This window comes from Mesorhizobium sp. M8A.F.Ca.ET.181.01.1.1 (assembly GCF_004792025.1).
In the GTDB taxonomy this organism is placed as follows: Bacteria; Pseudomonadota; Alphaproteobacteria; order Rhizobiales; family Rhizobiaceae; genus Mesorhizobium.
In genome coordinates this window covers 330344-344069 of sequence record NZ_SRTV01000003.1, presented here as the reverse complement: position 1 = coordinate 344069, position 13726 = coordinate 330344, and the positions used below count along the sequence as shown (strand labels likewise).

Genomic DNA, 13726 nt, shown 5'->3' with positions numbered 1-13726 from the left:
GCGACCCGGCGCAGACCCCAGGATCCATGCAGCGACTTATGGGTCGCCTCTGCGGTGATAGGCCTGGAGCATCTCTCTGGCTCCTGCTTCGCCGAGGATGACGAAAGTATGGGGCTTAAAACGCTGCTCCGCGCCGTTCTGATGGCTTCATCTCGTCGAGAAGCGTGCGGATCACGCCGGCCATGCTCTGGTTCATGTCGTTGCGCCACAGCGCGAAGGCGACATTGGCCTCGACAAAACCTTCCGGCGAGCCGCAATCGAAGGTGCGGCCCTGATAATGATAGCCGTAGAAGGCTTGCTGCTTTTCCAGCTTCAGCATCGCGTCGGTGAGCTGGATTTCGTTGCCGGCGCCCTTCTCCTGGCCTTCGAGAATTTTGAAGATCTCCGGCTGCAGGATGTAGCGGCCGTTGATGTAGAGGTTGGAGGGCGCTGTGCCGGTCTTCGGCTTTTCCACCATCTCGGTGATGCGGAAGCCGTGATGGGTGTCTTCGCCGCGGCCGACAATGCCGTATTTGTGAGCCTCCGCCGGGTCGCATTCCTGCACGGCGATGATGTTGTTGCCGGTTTCCTCGTAGAGTTCGACCATCGCCTTCGTGCAGCTCTTCTCCGACTGCATGATCATGTCGGGCAACAACAGCGCGAACGGCTCGTCGCCGACCAGTTCGCGCGCGCACCAGACAGCATGGCCGAGACCCATCGGCACCTGCTGGCGGGTGAAGCTGGTCTGGCCCGGCGCCGGCTGCAGCCGCTGCAGGCGGGCAAGCTGCTCGTCCTTGCCGCGCTGTGCCAGCGTGTCATAGAGCTCGAACTGGATATCGAAATGGTCCTCGATGACCGCCTTGTTGCGGCCGGTGACGAAGATGAAATGCTCGATGCCCGCCTCGCGCGCCTCATCGACGACATACTGGATGACCGGCCTGTCGACGACGGTCAGCATTTCCTTGGGAACGGCCTTGGTGGCCGGGAGAAACCGGGTGCCGAGGCCGGCGACCGGGAAAACTGCCTTGCGAACTCTCTTCATGCTTCCAATTATCCGTTTGCTGGCCGGCTCCGCAATCCCGTCTCGCGACATTTTCACGCCGGAATTGAAGATTACTGGAGCGGCTGAGGGAAACTTCCACCGGTTAAAGCATCGAGGTGTCTTTTCGTTCCAGGCGACGCCTATGGTAAACTAATTCCTAACCCGGTTCGGCGATGAATGGTCTTTCCTGAGACAAAGAAGGAGGAAAAGATGTCCGTTCGCAATGCCGCAAAACGTTTCAGCAGCGTCATGACGGCCGCAAGCCTCTCGCTCGCTTTGCTCATTCCCACCGGGCCGGCCTTCGCCGACGCCGGGTTCCGGCAATGGGTCGCCGGCTTCCGCGCCACCGCCGTGGCCGGCGGCGTTTCCGCCGCCGTCTACGACCAGGCCTTCCGGGGGATCAACGAGCCCGATCCGGTGGTGCTGGAAAAGGCCCGCACCCAGCCCGAATTCACCGCACCCGCCTGGGATTATTTCGACAACCGCGTCCATGACCAGTCCGTCGCCGTCGGGCAGCAGATGGCGAAAAAGTGGAAACCTTGGCTGGACAGGATCGAGGCGAGGTTCGGTGTCGACCGCTACGTGCTGTTGGCCATCTGGTCGATGGAATCGAACTATGGCGAGATCCTCAAGCGCGACGACATCATGCGCAATGTCGTCCGTTCGCTGGCGACTTTGGGATATGGCGACCCGAAACGTTCGAAATACGCCCGCACCCAGTTGGTCGCGGCGCTGAAGATCCTGCAGAGCGGCGACATCGACGAAAGCCACCTGATGGGCTCCTGGGCGGGTGCCATGGGCCAGACCCAGTTCATCCCGACCAGCTACCAGCATTATGCCGTCGACATGGACGGTAACGGCAAGCGCGACATCTGGAATTCCATTCCCGATGCGTTGGCGACATCGGCTAACCTGCTCAAGAAGAATGGCTGGCAGGCTGGCAAGACCTGGGGCTACGAAGTCACCTTGCCGGCAGGCAAATTGCCGGGCGGATCGAAGACGCTGGCGCAATGGCAGGCGCTCGGCGTCGCCAGGGCCAGCGGCAAACCGTTCAAGACCCTTACCGACAAGGCGACGCTGAAAGTGCCGGACGGCCGCGGCGGACCGGCCTTCCTGATGATCAGGAATTTCTCGGTCATCAAGGCCTACAACAATGCCGACAAATACGCGCTCGCTGTCGGTCTGCTTGCCGATGAGATCGCTGGCGGCAACGGCCTGGTGCAGGACTGGCAGCGACCTTTCACCAAGCTCAGCTTCGAGGAAAGGCAGGAGTTGCAGAAGCGACTTTCCCAGCATGGCCTTTATGATGGCAAATTCGACGGCAAGATCGGTGACGGCTCGAAGACGGCCATCATGGCTTATCAGGCGAAGGTTGGCTTGGCCCAGGATGGCTATCCGAGCTTGGAAGTGCTGAAATGGCTCAGGCAAAAATAAAACCTGGCGTAGTTGAGTAGGGAGGGGGCGATTGGTTTGGCCTGCGCGCATCGGGACGGTCGTTCGTCGCACGCCGGTGCTGATTCTGGCCTTCGCCGTGCTCGCCATCGCTGTGGCCGGCGCCGTCCACGCCCCAGCCATGGCGCAGGAGCAGCCGCAGCAGAGCCGCGGCTGGTCGTTGCGCGACCTTCTGTTTCCGCGCCGCAGCGAGCGGGTAGAGCCGCCACTGGACATCCAGAAGGCGATACCCAAGCCGAAGAAGAAACCTCGTGCGCCTCGCCCACCCGAGGAGCCTGCAACGCCCGTGGCCGAAAAAGCGCCGGACGCCCGCACCGTCCTTGTGGTCGGCGACTTCATGGCGGCGGGTCTGGCCGAGGGTCTGGACGAAGCCTTCGCCGAGAATACCGGCGTCAGGATCGTTGACCGCAGCAATGGCTCGTCAGGCTTCGTGCGCGATGATTTCTACAACTGGCCCGAACAGATCAAATCGCTGATCGAAACCGAAAAGCCCGCCGCGGTGGTCGTCATGCTAGGGTCTAACGACCGCCAGCAGATGAAGGTCGGGGACGTACGCGAGCAGCCTCGTTCCGAAAACTGGACCAAGGAGTACGAACACCGTACCGATGAGTTCGGCAAGGCAATCGCCACCGCCAAGGTGCCTTTCCTATGGGTGGGCATGCCGGCCTTCCGGGTGCCGAAGATGACCTCGGACATGCTGGCCTTCAACGACATCTACCACAAGGCGGCCGAAAGCCACGGCGGCGAATTCGTCGATGTCTGGGACGGTTTCGTCGACGAGAACGGGGCCTTCATTACCAGCGGCCCCGACATGAATGGCCAGCCCGTGCGGCTGCGCGCCGATGACGGCATCAACGTGTCCAAGGCAGGCAAGCGCAAACTCGCCTTCTACACCGAAAAGTCGCTGGTGAAGATCCTTGGACTGGCCGCGCCGGGAAGCGTGGCACCGACGGCGGCGCCGGCGGGCGCACCGGTCGAGGCGCCCGGTTCGGCCGCCGCCCCCATCGTCATCGATCGCACCCAACCCATGCTGCTCAGCGATCCCGCGCTCGACGGCGGCACCGAATTGCTCGGCGCCGCCCCACTGCCGAAGGCCGATCCAGCTCTTCCCGGGGAAAGGTTGGTGATCGAGGGCAAGGCGCCGGAAGCTTCGCCCGGACGCGCCGACGACTTTTCCTGGCCGCCGAAGGCAAGTCCGGCAGCCGCGGCCGCGGCCGCCGATACCACGACGGCGATTACCCCTTAACGCGGCAGGACGGTCGTCCCCATCAGCGCCTCGTCGATCGAGCGTGCCGCCTGGCGGCCTTCGCGGATCGCCCAGACGACCAGCGACTGGCCACGGCGCACGTCGCCCGCCGCGTAGAGCCGGTCGACGCTGGTCCTGTAGTCGCGGTCATTGGCCTCGACATTCCTGGAACGGCGGCTGTCGGTGGTGATCTTCATCTCACCCTCCAGTTCCGCCGCAACGCCTGCCGTCGCCGGTCCGGCAAAGCCGATGGCGATGAAGGCGAGATCGGCGCGGATGACGAATTCGGTGCCGGCGATCGGCTTGCGCTTCTCGTCGACCTCGCAGCATTTGACGCCCGTAAGCTGGCCTTCCTCGCCGATGAATTCGAGCGTCGCCACCTGGAATTCGCGCTCCGCGCCCTCGGCCTGCGAGGACGAGGTGCGCATCTTGGTTGCCCAGTAGGGCCAGACGGCGAGCTTGTCTTCCTTCTCGGGCGGCTGCGGGCGGATGTCGAGCTGGGTGACGCGCACGGCGCCCTGGCGGAAGGCGGTGCCGACGCAGTCGGAGGCGGTATCGCCACCACCGACGACAACGACATGCTGGCCACCGGCGATGATCGGATGCGACGGCCATGCCACGGACTGGATCGGCTCACCGCCGACGCGGCGGTTCTGCTGCACCAGATAGGGCATCGCGTCATGCACACCGCCGAGATCATCGCCGGGTATCCCGGCGGCGCGCGGCGTTTCCGAACCGCCGCAATAGAGCACGGCATCATGTTCTGCGAGGAGTTCAGCCACGGGCTTGTCGACGCCGACATTGACGCCACAGTGGAAGGTCACCCCCTCGCCCTGCATCTGTTCGATGCGCCGGTCGATATAGTGCTTCTCGATCTTGAAGTCGGGAATGCCGTAACGCATCAGCCCGCCTGGCCGGCTCTCTCGCTCATAGACATGCACGTCGTGGCCGGCGCGGCCGAGTTGCTGGGCGGCCGCCATGCCGGCCGGGCCGGACCCGATGATGGCGACCCGCTTGCCGGTCTTCCTTTCCGGCGGATAGGGCCTGATGTGGCCGGTCTCATAAGCCTTGTCCGCGATCGCCTGCTCCACCGTCTTGATGGCGACAGGAATGTCCTCGAGGTTCAGCGTGCAGGCTTCCTCGCAAGGTGCCGGACAGATGCGGCCGGTGAACTCCGGGAAGTTGTTGGTCGAGTGCAGGTTGCGGATCGCGTTGTCCCAGTCCCTGTTGTAGACGAGGTCGTTCCAGTCGGGGATCTGGTTGTGGATCGGGCAGCCGGTCGGCCCGTGGCAGAACGGAATGCCGCAATCCATGCAGCGCGCGGCCTGTTTCTCGACCTCCTTGTCCGACATCGGCAGCGTGAATTCGCGGAAATGCCGGATGCGGTCGGAGGCCGGCTGGTACTTGTGCACCTGCCGGTCGATTTCGAGAAAGCCTGTTACCTTGCCCATAGTCCAGTTCCTGCTGTCCAGATGGTGCGGTTTTCGCCGCACCCGTTAACCTCTTGAGGCAGCCATGGCAACCTTGAGCCCGAGGTCAAACTGTCGATGAAGGGGCCGGGAAGCCTGGGCTCCCCGGCAATTCTCAATAATCTATTCGGCCGCGACGCCCATGCGCATGCGTTCCATCTCGATCAGCGCGCGGCGGTATTCGACCGGCATGATCTTGCGGAATTTCGGCCGGAACGTCGCCCAGTCGTCGAGGATCTCGCGGCCGCGCACCGAACCCGTATAGTGCACGTGGTTCGAGATCAGCTGGTAGAGCCGTTCCTCGTCATGGCTGGTCATGTCGCCGGAGACGTCGACGCGGCCCTTGTGGTCGAGGTCGCCGCCATGGTGCAGCAGCTTTTCCATCAGGTCGTCTTCTTCCGGAACCGGCTCCAGCTCGACCATGGCCATGTTGCAGCGCTCGGCGAAATCGCCCGCCTCGTCCAGCACGTAGGCGACGCCGCCCGACATGCCGGCGGCGAAGTTGCGGCCGGTCTTGCCGATGACGACGACGACGCCGCCCGTCATGTATTCGCAGCCATGATCGCCGACGCCTTCGACGACGGCCGCCACGCCCGAATTGCGCACCGCGAAGCGCTCGCCGGCGACCCCGGCGAAATAGGCCTCGCCCTCGGTCGCGCCATAGAGCACCGTATTGCCGACGATGATGGAGTCGGCCGCGACGATCCTGGCTTCTTGCGGCGGCCGGATGACGATGCGGCCGCCCGACAGGCCCTTGCCGACATAGTCGTTGCCGGCACCGACCAACTCGAAGGAAACGCCGCGTGCCAGGAAGGCGCCGAAGGACTGGCCGGCGGTTCCGGTGAGCTTGACCTGGATCGTGTCCTCGCGCAGCCCCTTGTGCTTGAAGCGCTTGGCCACCTCACCCGACAGCATGGCGCCCGTGGAACGGTCGACATTGCGGATGTCCACCTCGATCTTGACCGGTTGCTTGGCCTCCAATGCGGGCTTGGCCAGTTCGATCAGCTTGCGGTCGAGCACATCGTCGATCGGGTGCTTCTGCCGTTCCGTCCAATGCACTGCTTCATGCGGCGCATCCGGCTTGTAGAACATCTTCGAGAAGTCGAGCCCGCGCGCCTTCCAGTGCTGGATCACGTCGCGCTTTTCCAGAAGGTCGGCGTCGCCGATGATCTGGTCGATATGGGTAAAGCCCATTTCGGCGAGCAGCGCCCGCACCTCTTCCGCCACGTAGAAGAAGAAGTTGATGACGTGCTCGGGCGTGCCCTTGAAGCGCTTGCGCAGCACCGGGTCCTGCGTCGCCACACCGACCGGACAGGTGTTGAGATGGCACTTGCGCATCATGATGCAGCCGGCCGCGATCAGCGGCGCGGTCGAGAAGCCGAACTCGTCGGCGCCGAGCAGCGCGCCGATGATGACGTCGCGCCCGGTGCGCAGGCCGCCGTCGACCTGCAGCGCCACGCGTGAACGCAGGCCGTTCAACACCAGCGTCTGATGCGTCTCGGCAAGACCCATCTCCCACGGGCTGCCGGCATGCTTGAGCGAGGTCAGCGGCGAGGCGCCGGTGCCGCCATCATAACCCGAGATGGTGATGTGGTCGGCGCGCGCCTTGGCGACGCCGGCGGCAACCGTGCCGACACCGACTTCCGACACCAGCTTGACCGACACGTCGGCCGCCGGATTGACGTTCTTCAGATCGTAGATCAGCTGCGCCAAATCCTCGATCGAATAGATGTCGTGATGCGGCGGCGGCGAGATCAGGCCGACGCCCGGCGTCGAGTGCCTCACCTTGGCAATGGTCGCGTCGACCTTGTGGCCGGGCAATTGGCCGCCCTCGCCGGGCTTGGCGCCCTGCGCCACCTTGATCTGCATGACATCGGAATTGACGAGATACTCGGCCGTCACGCCGAACCGTCCCGAGGCGACCTGCTTGATCGCCGAGCGTTCCGGGTTCTTGCCGCCGCCAGGCAGCGGCAGATAGCGGTCGGCCTCTTCGCCGCCCTCGCCGGTGTTCGACTTGCCGCCGATCTGGTTCATGGCGCGCGCCAGCGTGGTGTGCGCTTCCCTGGAGATCGAACCGAACGACATCGCCCCGGTCGAGAAGCGCTTGACGATCTCGGCTGCCGGCATGACGTCGTCGAGCGCGACCTTCTTGCGCCCGCTCTCATCCGCCAGCTTGATCTTGAACAGGCCGCGGATGGTCTGGGCGCGGGCCGTCTGGCTGTCGATCTGCGTCGAATACTCCTTGAACGTGTCCCACGAACCCTGGCGCACGGCGTGCTGCAAGGTGGCGACCGCGTCGGGCGACCACATATGCGCCTCGCCGCGCATGCGGAACAGATACTCGCCGCCGACCTCCAGGCTGTTGCGCAGCACCGGATCGCTGCCGAAACCGTCCGTGTGGCGGCTGACGGTTTCGCCTGCGACCTCATCAAGTCCGACGCCTTCGATCAGCGTCGCGGTGCCGGTGAAGTACTGCTGCACGAAATCGGTCTTCAGCCCGATGGCATCGAAGATCTGCGCGCCGCAATAGGACTGATAGGTCGAGATGCCCATCTTGGACATCACCTTGAGGATGCCCTTGCCGATCGACTTGATGTAGCGCGACACCACTTCATAGGCGTCGACCTCTTCCGGCAGCTCGCCGCGCTTGTGCATGTCGAGCAGCGTGTCGAAGGCCAGATAGGGATTAATCGCTTCCGCGCCATAGCCGGCAAGGCAGCAGAAATGATGCACCTCGCGCGGCTCGCCGGATTCCACGACCAGGCCGACCGCGGTGCGCAGGCCCTTGCGGATCAGATGGTGGTGCACGGCGGCCGTCGCCAGCAGTGCCGGAATGGCGATGCGGTCCGGCCCAAGCTGGCGGTCGGACAGGATGATGATGTTGTAGCCGCCGGCGACCGCTGCTTCGGCCCGCTCGCACAGACGTTCGACGGCGCCCTGCATGCCGGCAGCACCCTCGCTCGACCCATAGGTGATGTCGATCGTCTTGGTGTCGAAACGGTCCTCGGTATGGCCGATGGAGCGGATCTTTTCGAGATCGCCGTTGGTCAGGATCGGCTGGCGCACCTCGAGCCGCTTGCGGCGCGAATTGCCGACCAGGTCGAAGATGTTCGGCCGCGGTCCGATGAAGGACACCAGGCTCATCACCAGCTCCTCGCGGATCGGGTCGATCGGCGGGTTGGTGACCTGGGCGAAATTCTGCTTGAAATAGGTGTAGAGCAGCTTCGACTTGTCCGACATCGCCGAGATCGGCGTGTCGGTGCCCATCGAGCCCACTGCTTCCTGGCCCGTGGTCGCCATCGGCGACATCAACAGCTTGGTGTCTTCCTGGGTGTAGCCGAATGCCTGCTGGCGATCGAGCAGGCTGACGTCCTTGCGCAGCGCGCGCGGCTCCACCGGCTTCAAATCTTCCAGGATGAGCTGCGTGTTGGAGAGCCAGGTCTTGTAGGGGTGCCTGGTCGCGATCTCCGACTTGATCTCCTCGTCGGGGACGATGCGGCCCTTGGCCAGGTCGATCAGAAGCATGCGGCCGGGCTGCAGCCGCCACTTCTGCACGATCTTCTCCTCCGGCACCGGCAGCACGCCGGCTTCCGAAGCCATGATGACGCGGTCGTCATCGGTGACGATGTAGCGTGCCGGACGCAATCCGTTGCGGTCGAGTGTAGCGCCAATCTGGCGGCCATCGGTGAAGGCGACCGCCGCTGGCCCATCCCACGGCTCCATCAACGCCGCATGATACTCGTAGAAAGCTTTGCGGTCGGCATCCATGAGCTTGTTGCCGGCCCAGGCTTCCGGGATCAGCATCATCATGGCGTGGCTGAGGCTGTAGCCGCCCTGGAACAGGAACTCGAGTGCATTGTCGAAGCACGCCGTATCCGACTGGCCATCGTAGGAGATCGGCCAAAGCTTCGAGATGTTGTTGCCGAACAGTTCGGAATCGACCGACGCCTGGCGCGCCGCCATCCAGTTGTTGTTGCCGCGCACCGTGTTGATCTCGCCATTGTGGGCGACCATGCGATAGGGATGCGCCAGCTTCCACGACGGGAAGGTGTTGGTCGAGAAGCGCTGGTGGACGAGGATCAGCGCGGTTTCGAAACGCGGGTCCTTGAGGTCCTTGTAGTAGGCGCCGACCTGATAGGCCAGGAACATGCCCTTGTAGACGATGGTGCGCGCCGACAGCGACACGCAATAGGCGCCGATGTCCTTGTTGTCGTTCTCGGCGTAGATGCGGCCCGAGATGACCTTGCGTAGCAGATAGAGCCTGGCCTCGTATTCCTCGTCATCGATGATATCGGCCGTGCGGCCGATGAAGACCTGGCGGTGGAACGGCTCGGACGCGACGATGTCAGGCGCCTTCGACAGCGACGAATTGTCGACCGGCACGTCACGGAATCCGAGCAGCGGCAGCCCCTCGGACTGCGCCGATTCGGCGATGATCTCTTCGATATGGGCACGAAGGATGGCATCCTGCGGCATGAACCAGTGTCCGACGCCATACTGACCGACCGGTGGCAGTTCGATACCTTGGGCCGCCATCTCCTCACGGAAAAAAAGATCCGGAAGCTGTACCAGCACGCCGGCGCCATCGCCGACCAGCGGATCGGCGCCGACGGCGCCGCGATGCGTCAGGTTCTCGAGCACGGCAAGCCCGTCCTTGACGATCTGATGCGACTTCACGCCCTTCATGTTGACGATGAAGCCGACGCCGCAGGCGTCATGCTCGTTGCGCGGATCGTAGAGCCCCTGAGCGGTGAGGCCGCCGGTAGTCGCGCGATTTTTGATGGAGGTATTTTTGACGGCGGCCGCTTTCGTCTGCGCGGCCTGGCCGTTCGTCGCAGAGAGCGTCAATTCCGTCATCGTTCTATCCTCCGTTCCGCGCCACGTGGCATTGGCCTGCGGGCGCTGGTTTGCCTTGGCGAGCACTTGGGCTCGCCCTTCATTCTTGCGGCACGTCTTGCGAAATCGCCGAACCAGGCGGCGCGCCGCTGGTTCCTATCCGGTATCGTACAGGCCAGAGCTGGTCCGTCCACCTGTCGCTCGCGGCAAAAGCCGGAGTGGCCTAAACGATACGCCAATCCAGCCAGTTTTGTGCGACAAAATAAGACAGCACTACTGTCCTAAATTTTTATGACAGAAATCCAGAACCCATACAAGACCGATTCACAAAAAACTTGGCCGCGTCGCGACACAAAATTTCGTGAGGTGGCTGCAAAACGTAAGCTTCGGTCTGTGAGGGCGCCGCCGGCCCGACACTGGCTTTACCCGTTTTCTGGTGGCTGGCTCTTGCGGGCGGACCATGAAACCGGTCAAGGTCCCGGCGATTTTCCCAACACAGGCAGACGCATGTTCTTCGCTTCCGACAATTGGGCAGGCGCCCACCCAAGCATTGCAGCCGGCCTCTCGGCCCATACCGCCGGCTTTTCGACCGCCTATGGCGACGGTGCGCTCGACCAGGCCGTCTACCGGCGCTTCAGCGAGATTTTCGAACGCGAGGTGGCCGTGTTCTTCGTGGCGACCGGCACCGCCGCCAATTCGCTGTCGCTGACGACCTATAACAAGCCAGGCGGCATTTCCTTCGCGCACCGCGAATCGCATGTTATCGAGGACGAGTGCGGCGCGCCGGAATATTTTTCCGGCGGTGCGCGGCTACACGCGGTCGACGGCGCCCTGGGCAAGATCGAACCACACAATCTGGACAGGGCTATCGGCCGTTTCGCCGGCGAGGTGGTCCATTGGGGCCGGCCGATGGCCGTTTCGATCACCCAGTCGACCGAGGTCGGCACAATCTATGGCCTGGCCGAGATCGAAGCGATCTCGGCGATCGCCAAGCGCCATTCTGTGCCGCTGCACATGGACGGCGCCCGCTTTGCCAATGCGCTGGCCGCGCTCGACACCACGCCAGCCGAAATGACGTGGAAACGCGGCGTCGACATCCTGTCCTTCGGCGGCACCAAGAACGGCTGCTGGTGCGCCGAGGCGATCGTGCTGTTCGATCTCGACCGCGCTGGGGAATTGGCCTTTCTGCGCAAGCGAGCGGCACAGCTGTTTTCGAAGTCGCGTTTCGTCGCGGCGCAGTTCGAAGCCTATTTCAAAGACGGGCTGTGGCTCGACACCGCAAGGCATGCCAACGCCATGGCAGCGCGCCTCGCGGCGGCGATCGAGGATTCGGCCTCGGCCAAGCTGGCGTGGCTGCCGCAGGCCAACGAAGTCTTCGCTGTGATCAAGAAAACGCAAGCCGAGAAACTGCAAGCGGCCGGCGCGGCCTTCTACGACTGGCACAGGCCGCACGGCTTCGACGGTCATATCGGCGAGGACGAGCTGCTCTATCGCTTCGTCACCAGTTTTGCGACGACCTCGGAGGAAGTCGACCGCTTCGGCCAGTTGATCGCCGGCTAACCGGTGTCCCGGGCAACAAAAAAGCGGCGCCTTTCGGCGCCGCTTTCCGTCTCGGGAGGAGACTTTAGACTTTAGGCAGCGGTCTTGGCCTCGATCTGCTTGGCCTTGGCCGGAGCCGAGGTGATCGCGATCTTGCGCGGCTTCAGCTCTTCGGGAATGTTGCGCTTGAGGTCGACGAAGAGCAGGCCGTTCTTCAGCGCGGCGCCGACGACTTCAACGTGATCGGCAAGCTGGAAGCGGCGCTCGAAGGCCCTGGAGGCAATGCCGCGATAGAGCAGCTCGGAGCCTTCGCCGGTGCCCTCGTCCTTGCGCTCACCCTTTACGGTCAGCACGTTGCGGTGGGCTTCGATCGAGATCTCGTCATCCGAGAAGCCGGCAACCGCCATCGAGATGCGGTAGGAATCCTCACCAGTGCGCTCGATGTTGTAGGGCGGATAGGTCTGCGCGCCATCGGGCTGGGCGAGCGAATCAAGCATCGTGAAGAGACGGTCGAAGCCGACGGTCGAACGATAAAGCGGGGAAAAATCAACGTGACGCATGAGGTGTTCTCCTGTTGAGCAACATGGTTTGCGTATGGCCGGTGCGAAACCCGTGAGCGGCGTTTCGGGAGGACCAGCGGCCCCGACATTGGCGGCCGCAATCCACATCTGGGGAGCGCTTGAAAGCATTTCAAGTTTCGTTTGACCGGAAAAGAATGAGGCGGCCAGCCTTTGATGAACGGCAGATGAACCGGCGCTTCGGCGCCCGTTCAGACAGCCGCCGCTAAAGTGGCTCTCAAGATCAAGGATTGGCGGCGCCGGTTTTCCAGAGGTGCCGCAACGAGGCCGAACCGGGTGTTAACGTCCCTTCCTCCCGGATCGACAGGGGCCGGAAGCGCGCTCAAAGCCGCTTCCGGCCTTCCCCGTTGCGGTCCTCCACAAGCCGGATTTGCTTTGCTTTTGACGTATTGGCGTCTATCACCTTGACGAGGCCAGCCGCGACAGGCTGGCGCGCAAAGACGCCGAGCACAAAGCGCCGAATGACGGATCTTTTCCACGACGCCCCTCTTTTTCACGAAGTTGAAGGCAATCCGCGACCGGAAAACGCCACAGGCGGCTTTTTCACCACGCGCGACGGCAAGAAGATACGTTACGGCCTGTTCGCAGCGGTGGCGCGTCCAATGCGCGGCACCGTTGTGCTGCTTGGCGGCCGCAACGAGTGCATCGAGAAATATTTCGAGACCATCCGCGACCTTGCCGCGCGCGGCTTCGGTGTCGCCACCCTCGACTGGCGCGGCCAGGGCGATTCCGACCGGTTGATCCGCGATCGTCAGCGCGGCTATGTCAGGTCGTTCCGCGACTATACGGCCGACCTGGAGCAGTTCTTCGAGGAGATCGTGCTGCCGGACTGCCGCGGACCCTACTACATCCTTGCCCATTCCGCCGGCGCTGTGATCACGCTGCTTGCCGCGCCGTCGATGGTCAACCGCGTGCGGCGCATGGTGCTGATCGCGCCATTCCTGACATTGCCCGACCTGCCGGTCTCGATACGGACGGTGCGCCGGGTCTGTTCGCTTTTCTGCGCCCTGGGGCTCGGCAGGCTCTATGCCGCGTGGGGTCCACGGCCGAGACACACCCTACCCTTCGAAGTCAACAAGGTGACGTCGGATCCACAGCGCTATCGCCGCAACACGCGCATCTATGAAGAATATCCGCAACTGGCGCTTGGCGGGCCGACGATCCGCTGGCTGCAGGCGGCGGCGAAGGCCTCTGAAGCCATCAGCGACCCCGACTTCATGGCCCGCATCCAAGTGCCTCTGCTGATCATCGCCGCCGGCGCCGACCAGGTCGTCTCGACCAAGGCGGTGGAAAAATACGCCAGAAGCCTGAGGCTCGGTTCGCTGTTGATGATCGACGGCGCCAAGCACGAGATCCTGCAGGAAGTCGACCTCTACCGCGAACAATTCCTCGCCGCCTTCGACGCCTTCGTCCCCGGCTCGGACGATCCGACGGCCTGACCAGTGCCTTAGGTCTCTTCGAGATAGCCTAGCTGACACCCCGTTGTCAGGAGGAGCGCACAGGCCAGGTCCCCAGTAGGCAAACTGCTAAAGATTCTGACAGTCCGCGGCAGCTCCGGAATGCTCATCTGCATGCGTGGAATTGA

Annotated in this window: 8 protein-coding genes; 4 read left to right on the top strand and 4 right to left on the bottom strand. The window is 63.3% G+C overall.

The window, feature by feature from the left end; translation table 11 throughout:
* Positions 1-115: 115 nt before the first annotated feature.
* Positions 116-1030, bottom strand: a complete 915-nt coding sequence (gene galU / locus EN824_RS14345; RefSeq protein WP_189343710.1) for a UTP--glucose-1-phosphate uridylyltransferase GalU — start codon at positions 1028-1030, stop codon at positions 116-118.
* 201 nt (positions 1031-1231) lie between these two features.
* Here galU and EN824_RS14340 point away from each other — a divergent pair, with 201 nt between their 5' ends.
* Positions 1232-2455: a lytic murein transglycosylase gene (locus EN824_RS14340; protein WP_127869905.1), complete on the top strand. Its 1224-nt coding sequence runs from the start codon at positions 1232-1234 to the stop codon at positions 2453-2455.
* A gap of 31 nt (positions 2456-2486) precedes the next feature.
* On the top strand, positions 2487-3719 hold the full coding sequence (locus EN824_RS14335; protein ID WP_127869906.1) for a DUF459 domain-containing protein: 1233 nt from the start codon (positions 2487-2489) through the stop codon (positions 3717-3719).
* Here EN824_RS14335 and EN824_RS14330 read toward each other — a convergent pair.
* On the bottom strand, positions 3716-5170 hold the full coding sequence (locus EN824_RS14330; protein WP_127869907.1) for a glutamate synthase subunit beta: 1455 nt from the start codon (positions 5168-5170) through the stop codon (positions 3716-3718). The two genes, EN824_RS14335 and EN824_RS14330, sit on opposite strands and share 4 nt — an antisense overlap.
* Before the next feature lie 141 nt (positions 5171-5311).
* Entirely contained in the window at positions 5312-10045 is a 4734-nt protein-coding gene (gene gltB / locus EN824_RS14325; protein ID WP_127869908.1) for a glutamate synthase large subunit, read from the bottom strand.
* Between the two features lie 486 nt (positions 10046-10531).
* Here gltB and EN824_RS14320 point away from each other — a divergent pair, with 486 nt between their 5' ends.
* Complete coding sequence (locus EN824_RS14320) at positions 10532-11584, top strand: low specificity L-threonine aldolase (protein WP_127278509.1); 1053 nt, start codon at positions 10532-10534, stop codon at positions 11582-11584.
* Between the two features lie 71 nt (positions 11585-11655).
* Here EN824_RS14320 and EN824_RS14315 read toward each other — a convergent pair whose 3' ends face one another.
* A complete protein-coding gene (locus EN824_RS14315) occupies positions 11656-12123 on the bottom strand; it encodes an Hsp20 family protein (protein WP_027142918.1) in 468 nt (155 codons plus the stop codon).
* A 479-nt stretch (positions 12124-12602) separates the two neighbouring features.
* Here EN824_RS14315 and EN824_RS14310 point away from each other — a divergent pair, with 479 nt between their 5' ends.
* Entirely contained in the window at positions 12603-13580 is a 978-nt protein-coding gene (locus EN824_RS14310) for an alpha/beta hydrolase (RefSeq protein WP_127278508.1), read from the top strand.
* Positions 13581-13726 lie beyond the last annotated feature (146 nt).

Bases quoted from the DNA above. Each gene is read 5' to 3' on its own strand.
- gltB (WP_127869908.1), bottom strand. From the start codon at position 10,045: ATGACGGAATTGACGCTCTCTGCGACGAACGGCCAGGCCGCGCAGACG.
- EN824_RS14315 (WP_027142918.1), bottom strand. From the start codon at position 12,123: ATGCGTCACGTTGATTTTTCCCCGCTTTATCGTTCGACCGTCGGCTTC.
- EN824_RS14330 (WP_127869907.1), bottom strand. From the start codon at position 5,170: ATGGGCAAGGTAACAGGCTTTCTCGAAATCGACCGGCAGGTGCACAAG.
- EN824_RS14320 (WP_127278509.1), top strand. From the start codon at position 10,532: ATGTTCTTCGCTTCCGACAATTGGGCAGGCGCCCACCCAAGCATTGCA.
- EN824_RS14340 (WP_127869905.1), top strand. From the start codon at position 1,232: ATGTCCGTTCGCAATGCCGCAAAACGTTTCAGCAGCGTCATGACGGCC.
- EN824_RS14310 (WP_127278508.1), top strand. From the start codon at position 12,603: ATGACGGATCTTTTCCACGACGCCCCTCTTTTTCACGAAGTTGAAGGC.